Consider the following 20,102-nt stretch of genomic DNA (forward strand, 5'->3'; position numbering starts at 1 on the left):
AGATGACGGTGGCCAGCCTCGACACCTTTGGTGCGAAGAGCGAGCTGCGCGTCGGAGACGCGAGCTACGAGATTTTCACGATCGACAAGGTGAAGGGGCACGAGCGCCTGCCCTACTCCTTGAAGATCCTCCTGGAGAACCTGCTGCGTACTGAGGACGGCGCGAACATCACCGCCGACCACATCAACGCGCTCGGCAGCTGGGATCAGAGTGCCGACCCGAGTGTCGAGATCCAGTTCACCCCGGCACGGGTGCTGATGCAGGACTTCACCGGCGTTCCCTGTGTGGTCGACCTGGCCACCATGCGCGAGGCCGTGAAGGACCTGGGCGGCGACCCCACCAAGGTCAACCCGCTCGCCCCGGCCGAGCTGGTCATCGACCACTCGGTCATCGCCGACCTGTTCGGCCGGGAGGACGCCTTCCAGCGCAACGTCGAGCTGGAGTATCAGCGCAACCGTGAGCGCTACCAGTTCCTGCGCTGGGGCCAGACCGCGTTCAACGAGTTCAAGGTCGTCCCGCCCGGCACCGGCATCGTGCACCAGGTCAACATCGAGTATCTGGCTCGGACGATCATGGAGCGCAACGGCCAGGCGTACCCGGACACCGTCGTCGGCACCGACTCGCACACCACCATGGTCAACGGCCTGGGCGTGCTGGGCTGGGGCGTCGGCGGCATCGAGGCCGAGGCCGCCATGCTGGGCCAGCCGGTCTCCATGCTGATCCCGCGGGTCGTCGGCTTCAAGCTCTCCGGCGAGGCCCCGGCCGGCACCACCGCCACCGACCTGGTGCTCACCATCACCGAGATGCTGCGCAAGCACGGTGTGGTCAGCAAGTTCGTCGAGTTCTACGGCCCCGGCGTGAGCGCCGTCCCGCTGGCCAACCGGGCGACCATCGGCAACATGTCGCCGGAGTATGGTTCGACCGTCGCGATCTTCCCGATCGACGAGCAGACCATCGACTACCTGAAGCTGACCGGCCGCACCGAGCAGCAGGTCGCGCTCGTCGAGGCGTATGCGAAGCGCCAGGGCCTGTGGCTCGACCCGGCCGCCGAGCCCGACTACAGCGAGAAGCTGGAGCTCGACCTCTCGACGATCGTCCCGTCGCTGGCCGGCCCGAAGCGCCCGCAGGACCGCGTGCTGCTGAGCGAGGCGAAGTCCGCGTTCCGTGACGCGCTGCCCAACTACGCCGCCCCGCACGGCCACGCCGACGAGGCCAGCGAGGAGTCGTTCCCCGCGTCCGACGCGCCCGCCAACGGCGTCGAGGACGAGGCCGACAAGCCGCACGCGTTCAGCGCCGCCCTGGGTGCCGCCGGCCGCACGTCGAAGCCGACAGTGGTCAAGGGCGACGACGGCGTGACCTACGAGCTGGATCACGGCGCGGTCGTGATCGCCGCCATCACGTCCTGCACCAACACGTCGAACCCGCAGGTCATGATCGGCGCCGCGCTGCTCGCCAAGAAGGCGGTGGAGAAGGGCCTGACCCGCAAGCCGTGGGTGAAGACCACGCTGGCCCCCGGTTCCAAGGTCGTCTCCGACTACTACGACCGGGCCGGCCTCACGCCGTACCTCGACAAGATCGGTTTCAACCTGGTCGGCTACGGCTGCACCACCTGCATCGGCAACTCGGGCCCGCTGCCCGAGGAGGTCTCGGCGGCCATCAACGAGAACGACCTGACCGCGGTCAGCGTCCTCTCCGGCAACCGTAACTTCGAGGGCCGGATCAACCCGGACGTCAAGATGAACTACCTGGCCTCGCCGCCGCTGGTCGTGGCCTACGCCCTGGCCGGCTCGATGGACATCGACATCACCACCGAGCCGCTCGGCACGGGCTCGGACGGCGAGCCGGTCTACCTGACCGACATCTGGCCGTCCAACCAGGAGATCGACGACACCATCGCGCAGGCGATCGGCGCCGAGGGCTTCAGCACCGCCTACCAGGACGTCTTCGCCGGCGACGAGCAGTGGCAGTCGCTGCCGACGCCGACCGGTGACACCTTCGCGTGGTCCGGTGACTCCACCTACGTCCGCAAACCCCCGTACTTCGAGGGCATGCAGGCCGACCCGAGCCCGGTGACCGACATCACCGGCGCCCGCGTGCTGGCGAAGCTGGGCGACTCGGTCACCACCGACCACATCTCCCCGGCCAGCTCGATCAAGCCGGACTCGCCCGCCGGCAAGTACCTCGCCGAGCACGGCGTCCCGCGCGCCGAGTTCAACAGCTACGGCTCGCGCCGCGGCAACCACGAGGTCATGATCCGTGGCACGTTCGCCAACATCCGGCTGCGCAACCAGCTGCTGGACAACGTCGAGGGTGGCTTCACGCTCAACCACCTGACCGGCGAGCAGACCACCATCTACGACGCCTCCGTCGCCTACCAGGAGGCCGGCGTCCCGCTGGTGATCCTGGCCGGCAAGGAGTACGGTTCGGGCTCCTCCCGCGACTGGGCGGCCAAGGGCACCATGCTCCTCGGCGTCCGCGCGGTCATCGCGGAGAGCTACGAGCGCATCCACCGGTCCAACCTGATCGGCATGGGCGTGCTGCCGCTGCAGTTCCCCCAGGGTGAGACCGCCGCGTCCCTCGGCCTCACCGGCTCCGAGACCTTCTCGATCGCCGGCGTCACCGAGCTCAACGACGGCACCACGCCGCGCACGGTCAAGGTCACCACGGACACCGGCATCGAGTTCGACGCCGTCGTCCGCATCGACACGCCCGGCGAGGCCGACTACTACCGCAACGGCGGCATCCTGCAGTACGTGCTGCGCAAGATGCTTCGCAGCTGACAGTTCCTGGTCAAGGCCCGCTTCCCGGTTCCGGGAGGCGGGCTTTTCCATGGGGGTACGGTCCACGCGCCCCCGCCACACGCAAGAGGCGCTCACCCCGTACCGGAGATGATCGGCTCTGCCCAGGCCGCATGGGTGAGTTCGACGCGATGCGTGACCGGTCCCCCGGCATCGCCGCCGGTGGTCAGGTTGACGGCCACCGCGATCGGATGCAACGGCGAGTCCACGTGGTAGACGTGCCGGCGCAGCCGCGGTCCGTGCCGGATCCGATACCGCAGCCCCTCGACGTGCACGACTCCGCACTCGTCGCCGTCGGTGTCGAACGACGTCGACTCGACGACGACCGTCCAGCCTGCCTTGCCCGCCTTGTAGCACCACACCTCGAAGGCGCGGGCCCGGCCGTCCCGGTCGCTGACCTCCGCGAGGATGGTGACCGGATCGGCCCGGCCGTCCCGGGTCACGGCTGGAAGCCGGTCTTGTCGGCGTCGGTGATCTCGCGCAGCACCCGGGCCGGGACACCCGCCGCGATCACTCCGGCCGGGATCGGCTTGGTGACCACACTGCCGGAGGCGACGATCGCGCCGTCCCCGATGGTCACGCCCTGATTGATGGTGACCCCGCCGCCGATCCACACGTTGTCACCGATCGTCACCGGTTTGGCATAGCAGGCGCCGGCGGCCCGCTCGGCCGCGTCGATCGCGTGGTTGGACGTGTAGATCCCGACCCGCGGCCCGAACAGCACGTGGTCACCGATGGTGATCCCACCGCCGTCGAGCATCACGCAGTCGAAGTTGGCGTAGAAGGCGTCCCCGATGCTGATGTTGAACCCGAACTCGCACCGGAACGTCGGCTCGAAGTGACACCCCTCACCCACCGATGCGAGCAGCCGCCGCAGGATCGCCTCCCGCTCCGCCTGCGGCTTGCCGAAACTGTCGTTGTACTCATTCGTCAGCAGCACGGTCCGTTCCCGCGCCTGCACCAGCTCCGCGGTGAGGTCGTTGTACATCCGGCCGGAGAGAATGTGCTCTCTCTGAGCGTCAAGCGTCACCGGCCGACCCTATCCCCGTTAGGGTCGATCGATGCCCACCCCCGATCAGATGGTCGTCGCCGCGGCACAGGCGGCGCTGCGTCCCCTCGGACTGCGCCGGCAGAACCGCACCCGCACGTGGGTCGAGGATCGCGGCTGGTGGCTGCTCCTCGTCGTCCTCGAACGGGCGCGGGGCGGGGACACCCGGCTGGCGGTGGCCGCGAAGTTCCTGTGGGGCCCGATGCCGGAGTTCACCTACGACCTGGGCGGCCCGGTGTACTGGCGGGAGGACACCGGCGATTTCGCCACCGAGCGGCGCCAGGACGGTCACGTGTGGGTGCAGGCCGTCCGGCACGTCCGCGACGACCAGTTCGCCACCGATCTGGAGCAGGTCACCGGCATCGCGCGGCGGCGCGTGGAGCAGTTGCGGCAGGAGATCCCCACCCCGGCCGACGTGGCGCGCGTGCTGTCCGCCCGGCAGAGCCGGATCAACGCCACGTCGTGGTGGCACGCCTTCCACACCGGCGCGGCGGCCGGGCTCAGCGGCGAAGCCGCGCTGGCGCGGAAGCACTTCGACCGGATCCGGCCGGACCGGCTGGCCGTGGCGTGGGAGCACGACCTGGGCCGGCGGGCCGCGGCACTGGGCGCGCTCGCCGACGACCCGCCGGCGCTGTTCCATCGGCTCCGGGACGACATCGCGGAGATGCGTTCCGGACTCGGGCTACCGGACACACCAGGCGGTGTGCCACCGGAGCCGGTGTGGTGAATAGGCTTCGGGAATGGATGACAAGACAGTGCTCGGCCGGATCAACGAACTGGTCGACGAGGAGCACCAGCTGCGCCGCCAGCTGAGCGAGGGCAAGATCTCGTCCGACGAGGAGCACACCCGCCTCAAGGACCTGGAAGAGTCGCTCGACCAGTGCTGGGACCTGCTGCGACGCCGCCGGGCGGCCCGTGACGTCGGCCACGATCCGGACGGCGAGCAGGCTCACAGCGTCTCCGAGGTGGAGAACTACCTTCAGTGAGCTGAGCCGGGGCCTCGGGGCCCCGGCTCCGGCCGGCCGTCAGCGCAGTCCCGCCTCGAAGTGCAGGCGCTCGATCAGCGCGTCCTCGTCGGTCTCCAGGCCCCGCGAGCGGAACCAGCCCGCCACGTTGCGCACGTCACGAGCGATGAACTCGCCACCGCGCGGGTTGGCGATGACGTCCACGATCTGCGGCAGGTCGATCATGACGAGCCGCCCGTCGTGCACCATCGTGTTGTACGGCGACAGGTCACCGTGCGCGACCTGCGCCCGGGCCAGCACCGACAGCGCGTCGGTCATCTGCCGCCACAGGTCGGCCAGCTGATCCTGGTCGACCCGCACCTGGGCGAGCCGTGGCGCCGCCTCGCCGGTCTCCCAGTCGCCGATGAACTCCATCATCAGCTCGGTGCCGATCAGCTGGACCGGGTAGGGGACGCAGACCAGGCCGCTCTCCTGCCCGATCTGCCACAGCCGGCCGAGCGCGCCGAACTCGGCCGCCGACCACTGCCCGGAGATCATCTCCTTGCCGAAGGCGGTCCGGTTGTTCATCGCCCGCATCTCACGGGACCGGCGGACCCGGCGTCCCTCGAGATAACCGGCGTCACGGTGGAACATCCGGTGGTCGCCGTCGCGGTATCGCTTGACGGCCAGCATGCTGATCTTGTCGGTGCCCGGGATCGCCCGGCGCACCAGGAAGACGTCGGCTTCCTTACCGGTCTTGAGCATCCCCAGCTCGGTGTCGACCGCGCCGTACTCGGTACGCACCCAGTCGGGCCGGGGCTCGGGGCCGTGCAGAGCGCCGTCCCACGTGGACCAGCGGTCGCCCTCCTCGGGCAGATCCGGGTCCTCCTGCAGAGCCGGCTCGATCCGGCCGCGCTTTACGAAAGTGGGATCGTCGTCGTCGAACTTGCGGCGCTTGCCGCGCATGGTGGTGGAGCCGTAAGAGTCGTGCTCGCGCACTGGAGGTTCTCCTCGGAGAAAGAAGTTTTCGGGGAAGCGGGGACAGCAGGCATCACAAAGACGGCCATGAGGTCCACCCCCTTCTCTCTCGTCGGGTTCTCGTTACAGCGCGCCCACTCTTTCCGATCACCGCGGCGGGCGCAACCGATTTATTTCGAGCGCGCCGCCATGATCGCGGACAGGCCCTGGATCACGTTACCGACCGCATGGGTCGGCGCGAACCGGTTGTCCACCCACTCACGCCCGCGGTGCAGCCACACGCTGGGCAGACCGAGCGCCGCGGCGCCGCCGATGTCGGCCTCCGGGCTGTCACCGACCACCCAGGCCCCGGCCAGCCGCATGCGGACCCGCTGGGCGGCCATCGCGAAGATCCGCGGGTTCGGCTTGCTCACCCCGCACTCCTCGGAGATCACCCAGTCGGCGACATACCGGTCCAGTCCGGTCCGCCGGATCCGGGCGTCCTGCTGCTCGGCCGGCCCGTTCGTGACCACCACCGGCACCAGCCCCGCGTCGCCGGCGATCTCCAGCGCGCAACCGATCATCGGGTCGAGGCGTTCGTAGGTGAGTGGCCCACCGTTCAGTTCGTCGACCAGGTCGATCGAGGAGATCCGCAGCCGGTAGCGGTCACGGATCAGGTCAGCCAGGTCCCACCGGGAGGTCAGACCGTCCGCGTCGACCCCGACCAGCCACTCCAGATCGTCCTGTGGCGCCGAGATCTCATCGAGGAACCCCTTCGCCCACAGCCGGAACGCACCACTGCGGTCGAGCAGGGTGTCGTCCAGAGCGAGGAAGACTAGAGGCACGCGGGCACTTTACGTGAGCACTCCCGGAAGCGAACAGTCCAGGAGTGTTAACAAAGCACTGAGAGCATGACGAAATTCGCATCATCCGATCGAGGGACACCCGGCTCTAGTAAGCCGTACGTACGGATTGCAAGAAAGTCCTGGCCCATGACACGATCAACGGTGTGCCCAGAGTGAGCCAGGACCAGCTCGATGCCCGACGCCAGGAGATCCTCAGCGCGTCCCGCACGTGCTTCGCGCGGTTCGGATACAACGGCGCGACGGTCCACCGGCTCGAAGAGGCCACCGGCATGTCACGCGGCGCGATTTTCCACCATTTCCGTGACAAGGAACATCTGTTCCTCGCCGTCGCCGAGGACGACGCCGCCCGGATGGCTGAGACCGTCGCCCGCAACGGTCTCGTCCAGGTGATGCGTGACCTGCTCGAACGCGCCGGCAACAGCGAGGGCGACACGGCCGGCTGGCTCGGCACCCAGCTGGAGGTGGCGCACCGACGGCGTACCGATGCGGCTTTCGCCAAACGCTGGGCCCAGCGCTCCGCCGCCATCGCCGACGCCACCCGCGAGCGCCTCCAGCGCCAGCGTGAGGCCGGCGTCCTCCGCGAGGACGTGCCCGTCGAGGTCCTCACCCAGTTCCTCGAGCTGGCGTACGACGGTCTCGTCCTCCATCTGGCCACCGGCCGCCCCGCCGGGGAGCTCGCCGCCGTCCTCGACGTGGTCGAGGACGCCGTCCGCCGCCACTGACATGCCGGCCACCCGACCTTCCCCGAAATCACCCGGATCGGTGCTGATCACCGGGGCGTCGCGCGGGCTCGGCGCGGCGATCGCGCGCCGGCTCGCCGCCGGCGGATGGCCGGTCGCGGTCAACCACCTGCCCGATCCGGAGGGCGCCGACCGCGTCGTCGCCGACATCGTCGCGGCCGGTGGCACGGCCGCCGCGTTCCGCGCCGACGCCACCGACGAGGCCGCCGTCGCGGCCCTCCTCCCCGCGGTCCGGGACGTTCTCGGTCCGGTCCGGGTCCTGATCCCCAACGCCACCGGACCTCAGCCGGTACGGGCAGCGCTCGACCTCACCTGGCAGGACCACCTCGACCAGCTGCTGTTCTTCGTGAAGAGCCCGACACTGCTGATGCGGGCGGCCGTACCCGACATGCGTCGCCTCGGTGGCGGCCGCATCATCCACATCGGCTCCGACCTTCCCGAGCGCTCCGCCCCGGGGATGTCCGCCTACAGCGCCGCCAAGGCCGCCCAGCTCTCCCTGACCCGCACCTGGGCCCGGGAGCTCGGCCCGCTCGGCATCACCGTGAACCTGGTCGCCCCCGGCTGGATCCCGGTCGAACGCCACGCGGACGTCCCCGCCGACCAGGTCGAGGACTACCGGCGCGAGGTGCCCCTGGCCCGGATGGGCACCCCGTCCGAGGTCGCCGACGTGGTCGCCTTCCTGGCCTCCGAGCAGTCCCGTTTCATCACCGGCGAGCGCATCGCCGTGAACGGCGGCCACACCCTCGCCTGAACGGCCGCCTCCGCTCCTTCCCGTCGGGTGGGCGGGCCGGATCCCGCCTTCCCGGGAGTTCCGCCGCAGGCGACCCACCGTCCCCGCCCGCGCGGGCAGCGCCGTCGATCACCTCGCCGGTGATGGCGCGGCGCCCGGGCGCTACCTACCCTCGGCGGACATGAGCGAGGTGGGCAGGATGCTGCGCGGCTGGCGGGACACCCGGCGGATGAGCCAGCTGGATCTCTCCGGCCGGTCCGGGGTGTCGACCAGGCACCTGTCGTTCGTGGAGACCGGGCGGTCCCGGCCGACCCGCCGGATGCTGCTGCGCCTCGCCGAGGAGCTGGACGTGCCGTTGCGGGCCCGCAACGAGCTGCTGCTGGCCGGCGGGTTCGCGCCCGCCTACCCGGAGTCCGAGTTGGACGGCCCGCCGCTGGCCGACGTGCTGGCCGCGCTGCGCACCGTGCTCGCCGGGCACGCGCCGCACCCGGCCGTGCTGGTGGACCGGCACTGGACGATGGTCGACGCCAACGACGGGGTGGCCCGGTTCACCGCCGGATGCGCGCCGGAACTGCTCACCCCACCGGTCAACGTCCTGCGCCTGGCGCTGCACCCGGCCGGCATGGCGCCCCGGATCGGCAACCTCGCCGAGTGGCGTACGCACGTCCTGCACCGCCTCGACCGGCAGGCCGCGGCGACCGGCGACCCGGTGCTCCGCGATCTGCGGGCCGAACTCGCCGGATACCCCGGCGGCGAGGTCACCGCCGAACCGGACGGCCTGGTCGTTCCGCTGCGTTTCGACGGCCTGAACTTCTTCAGCATCACCAGCGTGCTCGGCACCCCGCGCGACGTGACCCTGTCCGAGCTGGCCATCGAGGCGTTCCTGCCCGCCGACGCGGCCACGGCGGCAGCGCTGCGGCGGGAGATGGCAGGATCAGGACATGGACCTTGGGCTCGCTGATCGTGTCTACATCCTCACCGGGGCCTCGCGTGGTCTCGGGTTCGCCACCGCGCAGGCGCTCGTCGGCGACGGCGCGAAGGTGGTCGTCTCCTCCCGTGACGGCGACCGGGTCACCGAGGCGGTGGCCGCGCTCGGCGGTCCGGAGCACGCTCTCGGGGTGACCGCCGACCTGTCCGATCCGAGCACCCCTCGTGAGCTGGTGCACGCCGCGCAGGAGCAGTTCGGCCGCCTCGACGGCGCGCTGATCTCGGTGGGCGGCCCGACACCCGGCAGCGCGGCGAGCATGAGCGACGACCAGTGGACGAGCGCCTTCGAGACGGTGTTCCTCGGTTCGGTGCGCGCCGCCCGGACGTTCGCGTCGGCGCTGCCCGAGGGCGGCGCGATCGGCCTGGTGCTGTCCACCTCGGTGAAGACGCCGCTGGCCGGTCTTGGCCTCTCCAACGGTCTGCGCCCCGGCTTGGCGATGGTGGCGAAGGACATGGCCGACGAGTTCGGCCCGCGCGGCATCCGCGTCGTCAGCGTCCTGCCCGGCCGGTTCATGACCGACCGCAGCCGCGAACTCTTCGAGTCCGCCGCCGACCCGATCGCCGCCGCGGAAACGGTGGCCGCCGGCATCCCGCTGCGCCGCATCGGCGAGCCGACCGAGTTCGGCCGTGCCGCGGCGTTCCTGCTGTCGCCGGCCGCAAGCTATGTGACAGGCGTGGCCGTCGCCGTCGACGGCGGCGCCCTCCGCACCCTGTGACCGATCGCCCCGCCGGCAGCCCCACCTCGTCACCCACCGGCAGCGAGGTCCCCGCACCGACCGCCGCGGCCCCCGGCCCGGCACCGTCGGCCGCCGGCAGGCCCACCGACGACCCGGCCCCGGCTAGGGCCGACGGGCCTGCCTCGTCCGCCGCTGCGCCTGCCGGCGACGCCGCACGGCCCGGGACGGTCGCAGGCCGGCAGACGGGCAAGCAGCGAGACACCGCACAACCCGGGACCGTCACAAACCGCCAGACCACCAAACAGCAGGACACCGCACAACCCGGGCCGGTCGCAGGAAGGCAGACCGCCAGGCGACCGGGCGCCGATCGGCCCACGCCGGTCGCGGGCAGGCAGACCGACAGGCGGCCGGGCGCCGATCGGCCCAGCGCGGACGAACTGGCGGCAGCCGCCGACCGTACCCTCCCCGACGTGGCCGGGCCGGATCTGCTGGTGTTGTTCTCCGGCATCAACCCGAGCCTCTACTCGGCGGCGACCGGCCACCATTTCGCCCGCCCGGGCAACCGTTTCTGGCCGGCGCTGCACGGCTCCGGTTTCACCGACCGCCTGTTGCACCCGTCCGAGCAGCACCTCCTGCCCGCGCTCGGGCTGGGCATCACCAACGTCGTCGAACGCGCCACCGCCCGCGCCGACGAACTCTCCCCCGAGGAGTTCATCGCGGGTGGCGCCCGGCTCACCGAACGGGTCGGCCGCCTGCGCCCCCGCTACCTCGCGATCCTGGGCATCACCGCCTATCGCGCGGCTTTCGGACGTCCGAAGGCACGCCTGGGACCACAGGACGACCGGATCGCCGGAGTTCCGGTCTGGGTGCTGCCCAACCCGAGCGGCTTGAACGCCCACTTCCAGCTCCCGGCCTTGATCACCGAGTTCGCCGCCTTACGGTCCGCCGCCACCGGCTGACCCGGCCGCCCCCGACGGCGCGGGCTCAGGCCGGGCCCCGGTCGAGGTCGTCGCCCGGGCGGGGTGGCAGGACCCGCTGCTCGTGTACCGCGATCTCGCGCCGGAACCGGTCCGCCGACGGGTGCCACGCCTCGTCGATCGGGCCCATCACCCCGCCGCCGATTCCCTTGCGCCGGGCCCAGCCGGCGAAACGCATCAGCAGCAGGCAGATGATCGCGAGAACCGCGAGGGTCAGCAGGTACGCCATTCAGATCACCGCCTCCGTGAACTGCGTCCGATACAGCGAGGCGTAGAGGCCGCCCGCCGCGACCAGGTCCTCGTGGCGGCCGCGCTCGACGATCCGGCCCTTCTCCAGGACCAGGATCTGGTCGGCCTCCCGGATCGTGGACAGCCGGTGCGCGATGACCAGCGCCGTCCGCCCGCGCAGCGCCTCGGCGAGGGCCCGCTGCACCGCCGCCTCGGACTCGCTGTCGAGGTGGGCGGTGGCCTCGTCGAGGATCACGATCGACGGCTGCTTGAGCAGCAACCGGGCGATGGCAAGGCGCTGTTTCTCACCGCCGGAGAACCGGTAGCCCCGCTCCCCCACCACCGTGTCGAGCCCGTCGGGCAGCGCTCTGACCAGCGCGGCGATGCGTGCGCCGGTGAGGGCTTCCCACATCTGCTCCTCGGTGGCGCCTGGTCGCGCATACCGCAGGTTCTCGGCGATCGTCTCGTGGAAGAGATGTGAGTCCTGCGTGACCACGCCGACCGTGTCCCGCAGCGACTCGAGGGTGGCGTCGCGGACGTCGACCCCGCCGACCAGCACCGACCCGCCGGTCACGTCGTAGACGCGGGAGACCAGCATCGACGTTGTCGACTTCCCGGCGCCGGACGGGCCGACCAGGGCCACCATCTGCCCCGGCTCGACGGTGAAGTCGAGACCGGTGAGCACCTCCTCCTGCTCGGTGCGGTCGAGGGCGGTGACGTCCTCCAGGGAGGCGAGGGAAACCTGGTCGGCGCTCGGGTAGCGGAAGCGCACGTCGCGGAACTCGATGCGCCCGGAGCCGGCGGGGATCGGGGCGGCGTCCGGTCGCTCGGCGATGCCGGGCTCGAGGTCGAGCACCTCGAAGACCCGGTCGAAGGAGACGAGCGCGCTCATCACGTCGACCCGGACGTTGCTGAGCGCGGTGAGCGGACCGTAGAGCCGGGTGAGCAGCAGGGCCAGGGTGACGACGGTGCCGGCCGACACGTTGCCGCGGACCGCCAGCCAGCCGCCCAGACCGTACGTCAGAGCCTGCGCGAGGGAGGCGACCAGGAGCATCGCGACGAAGAAGGTGCGCGAGAACATCGCCTGCTGGACGCCGATGTCGCGGACGCGGGTGGCGCGCTCGCCGAATCGCGCCGCCTCGGTGTCCGGCCGCCCGAAAAGCTTGACCAGCAGCGCGCCGGAGACGTTGAACCGCTCGGTCATCGTCGCGTTCATCTTGGCGTCCAGGTCGTACGACTCGCGGGTGATCTCGGCGAGCCGTTTGCCCACGCGGCGGGCGGGCACGATGAAGACCGGCAGGAGCAGCAGCGAGAGGGCGGTGATCTGCCAGGACAGGGTGAACATCACGCCGGCCGTGAGCGCCAGCTGGATGACGTTGCTGACCACGCCGGAGAGTGTCGACGTGAACGCCCGCTGCGCGCCGACGACGTCGTTGTTGAGCCGGCTGACCAGGGCGCCGGTCTGGGTGCGCGCGAAGAACTGCAGCGGCATCCGCTGCACGTGGTCATACACCCGGGTCCGCAGGTCGAGGATGATGCCCTCGCCGATGCGCGCCGAATACCACCGCTGGGCGAGCGACAGGAGCGCGTCGGCGACCGCCAGCGCCGCGATGACGAGGGCGAGCCGGACGACCGCCCCGGCGGCGCCGTCACCGCCGGCGGTGATCGCGTTGATCACGTGGCCGGCGAGCAGCGGCGTGGCGACCCCGATGCCGGCGGCCAGCACCACGGTCAGCAGGAAGACGGTGATGTCACGCCGGTACGGCACGGCGAACCGCACGATCCGGCGGGCGGTGCCCTTGCGCACCTGATGCCGACTGACCCGATCCGCATTCTGAATCGAGCGCAGCATGCTCCAGCTCGTGGACATGTCACCTCCCGGGCGCCGTTCGACGGGCAGAGCACATCCTGCCCCGTGGGTACGACAATCCCGGGAGGTGATCTACTCCCCGGAGCCCAGCAGTTCGCTGAGGCGCCGCGTCTGGGCCTCACGTTCGGCCCGATCCTGCTCCGCGTACGACCGCAGGGGCGCACCCGCCAGCAGGGCCTTGATCTCGGCGACCGCTCCCCGATCCGCCGCGAGCACCGCGGCTGCCAGGTCGGACACCGTCGCGTCCAGCTCGGCGCGGGCGACGACGGTGGTCGCCAGGCCGATCCGGTCCGCCTCGTCGGCCGGGATCCGCCGGCCGGTGACGCAGATCTCCAGCGCCCGGGACGGCCCGACCAGCTCGGTGAGCCGCTTCGTGCCGCCCAGATCGGGAACGAGCCCGAGGGTGACCTCGGCCATCGAGAACCGCGCATCGTCGGCGAGGACACGCATGTCACAGTTGAGCGCCAACTGGAAGCCGGCGCCGATCGCGTGTCCTTGCACTGCAGCAATCGTCACAATGGACGGACTGCGCAGCCAGGTGAACGCCGTCTGGAACCCGGCAATCCGATCCGCGCACTCGGTCGCCGACAACTGCGCCAGCCGGGACAGTGAAGAATCGCCGTCGCCGCGGGCCACCGACAGATCCAGGCCCGCGGAAAACGCGCGTCCCTCGGCTCGGACAATGACGACCCGGACGTCGCCCGGCAATTTCCGGGAAATGTTGCCGAGCTCCGTCCACATCGCCGGAGTCTGAGCATTGAGAACGTCGGGCCGGCACAACGTCACCGTCGCGACCGGCCCGTCCTGTTCGTAGCGAACGCCTACCTCGTCGGTGGTGGTGGGCCCGGCGTTCCCGGCCGTCACGCCTTCTTGCGGCGGCGGGCGCCACCACGCTGGCGCAACTGCACGCCAGACTCGGTGAGCACGCGGTGTACGAATCCGTAGGAACGGCCGGTGGAGGCGGCCAGCGCGCGGATGCTCTCGCCGCCGGTGTAACGCTTCACCAGGTCCTTGGCGAGCGACTGCCGCTCGCTACCGACGATTCGACGACCCTTCTCAGTACTGGTAGCTGTGCCAGTGGCTGCCATCTTGAATCCTCACGTCGCAGACAGTGCGGTCAGATACGGTCCCACCTATTACACCGTCTCGGACGATCATGCGCCAGGCATCTAGCCCCCGTGAACGTGCCCATTTATTACTGTCAGGAACTTGACGGTTACCACGGGCATCAATGTCAGACAGTTTGCCGGCAGCCTCTCGCCACCCATTTCCACCCTCCGGGGCGGTCGCCCAAGACCATCGATCACCTGCGAAAACACTGGATCGAGGGGACCGCCTCGATCGCTCCGGAGAGTGCTGTGATCGCTCCATGGCGTGACACTCGACCTTGCGACGAGCCGTCCGGCGCCTGCCCGACCTGTCGGCATACGCCCGAACATCGCACTGTCTGTGTGGGCACCAGTTGACAACTGAGGATCGACGGCGATCGGACCTCAGGCCAGCTCGACGAGCTCCAGCAGGTCGTCGCTCCAGGCGTCCTCGTCGCCGTCGGGCAGCAGGATCGCCCGGTCCGGCTTGAGCGCCTGCACGCAGCCCGCGTCGTGGGTGACCAGCACGATCGCGCCCGGGTAGTTGGCGATCGCGTCGAGCACCTGCTCCCGGCTGACCGGGTCGAGGTTGTTCGTCGGCTCGTCCAGCAGCAGCACGTTGGCGCCCGAGCAGACCAGGGTGGCCAGGGCCAGACGGGTCTTCTCACCACCGGAGAGCACCCCGGCCGGCTTGTCCACGTCGTCACCGGAGAAGAGGAACGCGCCCAGGATCTTGCGCAGCTCGGTGTCGGTCTGCTCGGAGCCGGCGCTGCGCATGTGCTCCAGGATCGTCCGGTCCACATCCAGCGTCTCGTGCTCCTGGGCGTAGTAGCCCAGCCGCAGCCCGTGCCCGGCACGCACCTCACCGGTGTCCGGTTCGAGCAGGCCACCGAGCATGCGGAGCAGGGTGGTCTTGCCGGCGCCGTTCAGCCCCAGGATCGCCACGCGGGAACCACGGTCCACCGCGACACTGACGTCGGTGAAGATCTCGAGTGACCCGTACGACTTGGAGAGGCCTGTCGCAGTGAGAGGCGTCTTGCCGCACGGCGCCGGACTCGGGAATCGGACCTTGGCCACCTTGTCCGAGGTCCGGACCTCTTCGAGGCCGCCGAGCAGTTTCTCGGCGCGGCGCGCCATGTTCTGCGCGGCGACCGTCTTGGTCGCCTTGGCGCGCATCTTGTCGGCCTGCGCCATCAGGGCGCCGGCCTTCTTCTCGGCGTTCGCCCGCTCGCGGCGGCGGCGGCGCTCGTCGGTCTCGCGGGCTTCGAGGTACGTCTTCCAGCCCATGTTGTACATGTCGACGACCGACCGGTTGGCATCGAGATACCACACCTTGTTGACCGCCGCGTCGAGCAGCTCGACGTCGTGGCTGATCACGATGAGGCCGCCCTTGTGCTGCGCCATGTAACCGCGCAGCCAGGCGATCGAGTCCTGGTCGAGGTGGTTGGTCGGCTCGTCGAGCAGCAGGATGCCCTTGCCGTTCTGCCCGGAGTTGGCGAACAGGATCCGGGCCAGCTCGATCCGGCGGCGCTGGCCACCGGAGAGCGTGCCGATCGTCTGGGCCAGGGCGCGCTCGGGCAGGCCCAGATTGGCACAGATCCGGGCGGCCTCGGCCTCGGCGCCGTACCCACCGAGCGCGGAGAACTGATCCTCCAGCTGGCCGTACCGCCGGACGAGTTTGTCCTCGGAGCTCTCCTCGAGCTGCACCTCGAGTTTCTGCATCTCGGCGAGGATGGTGTCCAGGCCACGCGCCGACAGGACGCGGTCGCGGCCGGTCACGTTCAGATCGCCGGTCCGTGGGTCCTGCGGCAGGTAGCCGATCTCGCTGGTCCGCTCGACGGTCCCCGCATACGGGATCCCCTCGCCGGCGAGGACCTTGAGCGTGGTGGTCTTGCCGGCGCCGTTGCGGCCGACCAGGCCGATCCGGTCGCCGGGCTGCACCCGCAGCGTGGTCGGGGAGATGAGGATGCGCGCGCCGGCGCGGAGTTCCAGTCCGGTGGCGGTGATCATGAAAATTCTCGCTCTCGGTGAGACGGCTGACTCAGGGCGCAGAAAAGCGCCGGCCATCGGATTGACGGTCGGCGCCGGGGCAGGTCAGCCTTCGCAGAGCAGCACCCGGCCATCTTACCGGGCGCCGCGCGGCACCTCCCACCCGATTAATTCACAAGATCATCGGGTAATCGGCGGGCAACCGTGCTGAAGGTGAGACGACATGGAACTCAACGAACGCGCCGACATCGACCCCGGTTCGATCGAGGACGTCCGCGGATCGGGCGGCGGAGGCGGCATCGGCGGCCTGCCGATCGGTGGCGGCGGTCTCGCCGGGATCGTGGTGACCCTCGTGATCGCCCTGGTCGGCGGCTACTTCGGGATCAACACGCTGGGCAGCGACAACAGCGCACCGCCCGGCAACTCGACCGAGAAGTGCTCGAACGACCAGGAGCGGACCAAGCTACTGGAGTGCCGCAACGGGCTCTACGTCACATCGATCCAGCGCTATTGGCAGCAGCAGCTCCCCGAGTCGTTCGGCGAGCAGTACAAGCCCGCCGCCACGCGCATCTTCTCCAACCAGGTCACCACCGGCTGCGGCACCGCCGACTCCGGTGTCGGACCGTTCTACTGCCCGGCCGACGACAAGGTGTACATCGATCTCACCTTCTACCAGGTGCTCTCCAAGGAGCTCGGCGCTCCCGGCGAGTTCGCCCAGCCGTACGTGCTGGCCCACGAATACGGCCACCACGTCCAGGACGTCCTAGGCACCGAGGCGGAGATGCGCCGCCGCCAGGAACGCGACCCCGGCAACGCCAACCAGGAGTCGGTGAAGCTGGAGCTGCAGGCCGACTGCTACGCCGGCGCCTGGGCGCACTCCGCCGCGAACACCGTCGACAAGGACGGCGACAAGATCTTCAAGAGCCTCACCGACGCCGACATCCAGGAGGGCATCCAGACCGCCGGCCAGATCGGCGACGACACCCTCCAGAAGCGCGGCGGCGGCCAGATCAACCCGGACGCGTTCACCCACGGCACGTCCGAGCAGCGCCAGCGCTGGTTCCGGGTCGGCTGGGAGTCCGGCGATCCGAAGCAGTGCGACACCTTCAGCGCCACCACCCTCTGAGCAGCCCCGCGCGTCAGGGCTCGCGGATCAGGATCGGCACGGCACGGGCCGCGGCGACCGCCGTCACCAGGACGGCATGCCGCGGCTCCGGCACGTCGAGCAGTCGACCGGCACGCAACGCGGCCACCGCCGCCAGCTGGGGCGCCGACAGGATCGTGTCCACAGCGGAACGGTCCCCACCGGCCACCACGGCGGCCAACGACCGTACCTCCGGGAGAAGGATGCGCCCGACGATGCCGGCTGCGTCCGCCGACGCCGCTTTCGCCTGGTTGTCCCGGCGGCGCGCGAAGCGCTGCTGCGACCAGCCGCCCGCGGCCGTCCGCCCCTGCACGTAATGGGTGTCCACCTTGGACGCCACCAGCTCGCCGCCGTCAGCGATGCCGACGGCGACCGCGCCCTTGCGCGCCAGCAGCAGCCCCAGCCTCCGCGGCGCTCGCGCCGCGTCGATCAACTCGGCCAGGGCCGGGACGGGCGAGACACCCGGTGGCTCCTGCAGCGTCGCCGACGCACCGTCCGCGGCGATCACCGTCAAACCCTCTGCGGTGTACGGGCCATGGCGCGCCGCGAAGTTCTCCAGCCATCGGGGCAGCCGCTCCGGGGCGACATCGACCCACTTCCCACCGCCGGCAGCCGCACGTTCCCCCACGCCGACCACCCTACGGCGACGCCCGCATGTTCGCGGTATCCGGCGGATGCCGGGTCGCTGTCGTACCCCGGTGGCAGGATGCGGGCATGAGCGACCTCGCGGCAGTTCTCGTGGACCGGCTCGCCGGTTCGTTCGAGCAGGCCCGCGACCCGGAGCGGGCCGTCGGCATGGCCGCCTACATGCGTGCCCGGTTCCCGTTCTTCGGGCTGGCCAGCGGGGTCCGCCGAGCCCTGGCACGCGCCGCCCTGGCCGGTCTGCCGCCACCCGCCGAGACCGACCTGCGCGAGGTGGCGCTGGCCTGCTGGGCTCGCGAGGAGCGTGAGTTCCAGCAGTTCGCCTGCGACTATCTGACCGCCCACGCCCGGGTCGCGGGCCCGGCCCTCCTCGACACCGTCGCCGAGCTGATCACCCGGAAATCCTGGTGGGACACTGTGGATCCGCTCGCCACCCACGTGGTCGCCGATCTCGTCCGCCGCCACCCGGCCCTCACCGCCCGGATGGACGAGTGGTCCGAGGCGGCGGACATGTGGCAGATCCGCGCCGCGATCCTGTATCAGTTGCACTACCGCGAGGCGACCGACACCGCGCGCCTGTTCGGGTATTGCGCCCGTCAGGCGTCACACCGCGACTTCTTCGTCCGCAAGGCGATCGGGTGGGCGCTGCGGCAGCACGCGCGCACCGATCCCGGCGCGGTCCGGGCCTTCCTGGCGGCGCACGCCGGCACCCTGTCCCCGCTGTCGATCCGGGAGGCCGCCAAGCATCTGTGACCCCGGACGGCCGGCTTCGGGCGGGTCGCGGCGAGCAGCAGCCGACGCCCGAAGCCCTGACCGCGCAAGTGAGGTCAGGGCTTCGGGCCGTCTCTAGGTGGTCAGGAGACGGACGGCCAGGATCGCGATCACGGTGCTGGAGACGAGGGCGGTGATCAGGCGGCCCCGGTCGCTGGTGAGGAGGCGGCCGATCAGGGAACCACCTCCGGCGATCAGCAGCTGCCAGCTGGCCGAGGCGAGGAAGGCGCCGATCACGAACCAGACGCCGCCTCCGGCGCCGCCGCTGCCGAGGACCAGGGCCGCGAAATAGATCACGGTGGCCGGGTTGAGCAGCGTCAGAGCCAGGACCCCGGAGTACGCCCGGAGCGCCGTCGCCGGACGCTCGTCCCGTTGTGTGACGCCGGGCCGGCGGATGGCTCCCCACGTGGTCCATCCGGCCAGGACGAGCAGGACCGCGGCGCCGAGCAGGCGCAGCGGTGTCTCCACCGGCGCGACGACGCCCGCCACTGCCGCTCCGCCGGCGACCGCGATCAGCGCGTAGATCCCGTCGGCGGTGGCCGCGCCCAGGCCGGCGGCCGCGCCGATCCGGAGGGAGGTGCGTGCGCTGAGTCCGGCGATCAGGACGCCGATGGCGCCGACGGGCACGGCGATGCCGTAGCCGGCGACCACGCCGGCCAGGAACGCCCCGCTCATGACCGCTGCCGTGAACCCGCCGTCCGGTGGGCGGCCGTCTGCTGTCGCGCGGCCCGATCGGCCACAGCGGCAGAGACAGCGGTGTACGGCTTCAACTCGGTCACGCCCACATCCTGTCCACACCGGCGCGGCCCGGCCAGCGATTTTCCGAGCCCGACGACCGGGAGCCCACTTCGCCGGCCACCCGGTCGGCGGGAGCGGCTGTTGATCACGGGAGGTCCGGTATCGATGCCGGAGCGTGACCGGAGGGCGGTCCGGTCGGTAGGGTCGGATCATGGTCGCTGAACTGATTCTGGTCCGGCACGGGCAGAGCCTGGCCAATGTCGCTTTTCCGGCCGCCGACGCGGAAGGGCTGATGGAGGCCGCCGTCAGTGGCCGCGACGCCGAGGTCCCACTCACCGGGACGGGTGAGGAGCAGGCCGCGGCGCTGGGCCGCTGGCTGGCCTCCCTTCCGGAGGATCGCCGGCCCGAGGTGGTGATCACGTCGCCGTATCTGCGGGCCCGCGAGACGTGGCGGATCGCCGCGGACGGGCTGGATCTCCCGGCGCCGACCACCGACGACCGGCTCGTGGACCGGCTGATGGGCGATCTGGAGCTGCTGACGCGGGCGGCGGTGGCGGCACGGTTCCCGGACGAGGCGGCGCGGCGGGCGCGGACGGGCGAGTTCGAGTACGCGCCACCCGGCGGCGAGTCGTTCGCGGACATCGCGGTCCGGCTCAAGTCCTTTCTGGACGATCTGCGCGCCGGCCACCCGGGTGAGCGGGTGATCGTGGTCGCGCACGACGCGGTGGTGCTGATGATGCGGGCCGTGATCGAGCAGTTGAGCTGGGATGAGGTGATCGCCGTGGAGAAGGAGTCGGGAAATGTGCGCAATGCCTCGATCACTCGTTTCGTCGACTCGTCAGGGGTGCTCAGGCTGGACAGATACAACACGATCGACCATCTGCCGCCGGCGTGACGCACCTCAAGAC

Annotated in this window: 22 protein-coding genes; 11 read left to right on the top strand and 11 right to left on the bottom strand. The window is 70.6% G+C overall.

Translation table 11 applies throughout. From position 1 onward, the window contains the following. Positions 1–2: 2 nt before the first annotated feature. On the top strand, positions 3–2,780 hold the full coding sequence (gene acnA / locus BM290_RS04655; protein WP_177319612.1) for an aconitate hydratase AcnA: 2,778 nt from the start codon (positions 3–5) through the stop codon (positions 2,778–2,780). A gap of 92 nt (positions 2,781–2,872) precedes the next feature. Here the strand turns inward: acnA and BM290_RS04660 are convergent, their stop codons facing one another. Together BM290_RS04660 and BM290_RS04665 are read right to left on the bottom strand one after the other, a co-directional pair. Then, entirely contained in the window at positions 2,873–3,241 is a 369-nt protein-coding gene (locus BM290_RS04660; protein ID WP_093610350.1) for a hypothetical protein, read from the bottom strand. Then, positions 3,238–3,828, bottom strand: coding sequence for a sugar O-acetyltransferase (locus tag BM290_RS04665; protein WP_093610352.1), 591 nt, complete (start codon positions 3,826–3,828; stop codon positions 3,238–3,240). The genes BM290_RS04660 and BM290_RS04665 overlap by 4 nt, the downstream gene beginning before the upstream one ends. Before the next feature lie 31 nt (positions 3,829–3,859). Here BM290_RS04665 and BM290_RS04670 point away from each other — a divergent pair, with 31 nt between their 5' ends. Both BM290_RS04670 and BM290_RS04675 read left to right on the top strand, forming a co-directional pair. After that, positions 3,860–4,573, top strand: coding sequence for a hypothetical protein (locus BM290_RS04670; RefSeq protein WP_143133618.1), 714 nt, complete (start codon positions 3,860–3,862; stop codon positions 4,571–4,573). Positions 4,574–4,586: 13 nt separating this feature from the next. Then, on the top strand, positions 4,587–4,832 hold the full coding sequence (locus BM290_RS04675) for a DUF2630 family protein (protein WP_093610356.1): 246 nt from the start codon (positions 4,587–4,589) through the stop codon (positions 4,830–4,832). 39 nt (positions 4,833–4,871) lie between these two features. Here the strand turns inward: BM290_RS04675 and BM290_RS04680 are convergent, their stop codons facing one another. Both BM290_RS04680 and BM290_RS04685 read right to left on the bottom strand, forming a co-directional pair. Next, positions 4,872–5,789: a serine protein kinase RIO gene (locus tag BM290_RS04680; RefSeq protein ID WP_373871025.1), complete on the bottom strand. Its 918-nt coding sequence runs from the start codon at positions 5,787–5,789 to the stop codon at positions 4,872–4,874. Positions 5,790–5,938: 149 nt separating this feature from the next. Then, positions 5,939–6,592 (bottom strand): HAD family hydrolase, encoded by a 654-nt coding sequence (locus BM290_RS04685; RefSeq protein ID WP_093610358.1) that lies wholly within the window; start codon positions 6,590–6,592, stop codon positions 5,939–5,941. Positions 6,593–6,756: 164 nt separating this feature from the next. Between BM290_RS04685 and BM290_RS04690 the strand changes: the two genes are divergently transcribed. The 5 genes from BM290_RS04690 to mug all read left to right on the top strand — a co-directional run bounded on the left by BM290_RS04690 (position 6,757) and on the right by mug (position 10,706). Next, positions 6,757–7,335: a TetR/AcrR family transcriptional regulator gene (locus tag BM290_RS04690; protein WP_093610360.1), complete on the top strand. Its 579-nt coding sequence runs from the start codon at positions 6,757–6,759 to the stop codon at positions 7,333–7,335. 40 nt (positions 7,336–7,375) lie between these two features. Beyond that, complete coding sequence (locus BM290_RS04695; protein WP_239143380.1) at positions 7,376–8,104, top strand: SDR family oxidoreductase; 729 nt, start codon at positions 7,376–7,378, stop codon at positions 8,102–8,104. A gap of 160 nt (positions 8,105–8,264) precedes the next feature. Continuing rightward, positions 8,265–9,044, top strand: coding sequence for a helix-turn-helix domain-containing protein (locus BM290_RS04700; RefSeq protein WP_093610364.1), 780 nt, complete (start codon positions 8,265–8,267; stop codon positions 9,042–9,044). Further along, positions 9,025–9,786: an SDR family oxidoreductase gene (locus BM290_RS04705; protein ID WP_093610366.1), complete on the top strand. Its 762-nt coding sequence runs from the start codon at positions 9,025–9,027 to the stop codon at positions 9,784–9,786. The genes BM290_RS04700 and BM290_RS04705 overlap by 20 nt, the downstream gene beginning before the upstream one ends. Positions 9,787–10,217: 431 nt before the next feature. Next, on the top strand, positions 10,218–10,706 hold the full coding sequence (mug, locus tag BM290_RS04710; protein ID WP_373871026.1) for a G/U mismatch-specific DNA glycosylase: 489 nt from the start codon (positions 10,218–10,220) through the stop codon (positions 10,704–10,706). Between the two features lie 25 nt (positions 10,707–10,731). On the opposite strand, the gene BM290_RS04715 is transcribed toward mug, so the two are convergent. The 5 genes from BM290_RS04715 to BM290_RS04735 all read right to left on the bottom strand — a co-directional run bounded on the left by BM290_RS04715 (position 10,732) and on the right by BM290_RS04735 (position 15,920). Further along, entirely contained in the window at positions 10,732–10,953 is a 222-nt protein-coding gene (locus tag BM290_RS04715) for a hypothetical protein (RefSeq protein ID WP_093610368.1), read from the bottom strand. Beyond that, a complete protein-coding gene (locus BM290_RS04720) occupies positions 10,954–12,822 on the bottom strand; it encodes an ABC transporter ATP-binding protein (RefSeq protein WP_093610370.1) in 1,869 nt (622 codons plus the stop codon). Positions 12,823–12,894: 72 nt separating this feature from the next. Further along, positions 12,895–13,686 (bottom strand): enoyl-CoA hydratase/isomerase family protein, encoded by a 792-nt coding sequence (locus BM290_RS04725; RefSeq protein ID WP_093610372.1) that lies wholly within the window; start codon positions 13,684–13,686, stop codon positions 12,895–12,897. Next, positions 13,683–13,910: a helix-turn-helix domain-containing protein gene (locus BM290_RS04730; RefSeq protein WP_020510159.1), complete on the bottom strand. Its 228-nt coding sequence runs from the start codon at positions 13,908–13,910 to the stop codon at positions 13,683–13,685. The genes BM290_RS04725 and BM290_RS04730 overlap by 4 nt, the downstream gene beginning before the upstream one ends. Before the next feature lie 405 nt (positions 13,911–14,315). Continuing rightward, complete coding sequence (locus BM290_RS04735; RefSeq protein ID WP_093610374.1) at positions 14,316–15,920, bottom strand: ABC-F family ATP-binding cassette domain-containing protein; 1,605 nt, start codon at positions 15,918–15,920, stop codon at positions 14,316–14,318. Positions 15,921–16,122: 202 nt separating this feature from the next. Here BM290_RS04735 and ypfJ point away from each other — a divergent pair, with 202 nt between their 5' ends. Then, the gene (ypfJ, locus tag BM290_RS04740; RefSeq protein ID WP_093610376.1) at positions 16,123–17,025 is read left to right on the top strand and encodes a KPN_02809 family neutral zinc metallopeptidase; all 903 of its coding nucleotides are present in this window, start codon (positions 16,123–16,125) and stop codon (positions 17,023–17,025) included. A gap of 13 nt (positions 17,026–17,038) precedes the next feature. On the opposite strand, the gene BM290_RS04745 is transcribed toward ypfJ, so the two are convergent. Further along, positions 17,039–17,671, bottom strand: a complete 633-nt coding sequence (locus tag BM290_RS04745; RefSeq protein ID WP_093611189.1) for an acVLRF1 family peptidyl-tRNA hydrolase — start codon at positions 17,669–17,671, stop codon at positions 17,039–17,041. Positions 17,672–17,757: 86 nt separating this feature from the next. On the opposite strand from BM290_RS04745, the gene BM290_RS04750 reads away from it, so the two are divergent. Next, the gene (locus BM290_RS04750; protein ID WP_093610378.1) at positions 17,758–18,438 is read left to right on the top strand and encodes a DNA alkylation repair protein; all 681 of its coding nucleotides are present in this window, start codon (positions 17,758–17,760) and stop codon (positions 18,436–18,438) included. A 93-nt stretch (positions 18,439–18,531) separates the two neighbouring features. Here BM290_RS04750 and BM290_RS04755 read toward each other — a convergent pair whose 3' ends face one another. Further along, the gene (locus tag BM290_RS04755) at positions 18,532–19,131 is read right to left on the bottom strand and encodes a LysE family transporter (RefSeq protein ID WP_093610380.1); all 600 of its coding nucleotides are present in this window, start codon (positions 19,129–19,131) and stop codon (positions 18,532–18,534) included. A gap of 274 nt (positions 19,132–19,405) precedes the next feature. On the opposite strand from BM290_RS04755, the gene BM290_RS04760 reads away from it, so the two are divergent. Further along, positions 19,406–20,089, top strand: a complete 684-nt coding sequence (locus BM290_RS04760) for a histidine phosphatase family protein (protein ID WP_093610382.1) — start codon at positions 19,406–19,408, stop codon at positions 20,087–20,089. Positions 20,090–20,102 lie beyond the last annotated feature (13 nt).

This window comes from Actinoplanes philippinensis (assembly GCF_900113015.1).
Classification (GTDB): domain Bacteria; phylum Actinomycetota; class Actinomycetes; order Mycobacteriales; family Micromonosporaceae; genus Actinoplanes; species Actinoplanes philippinensis.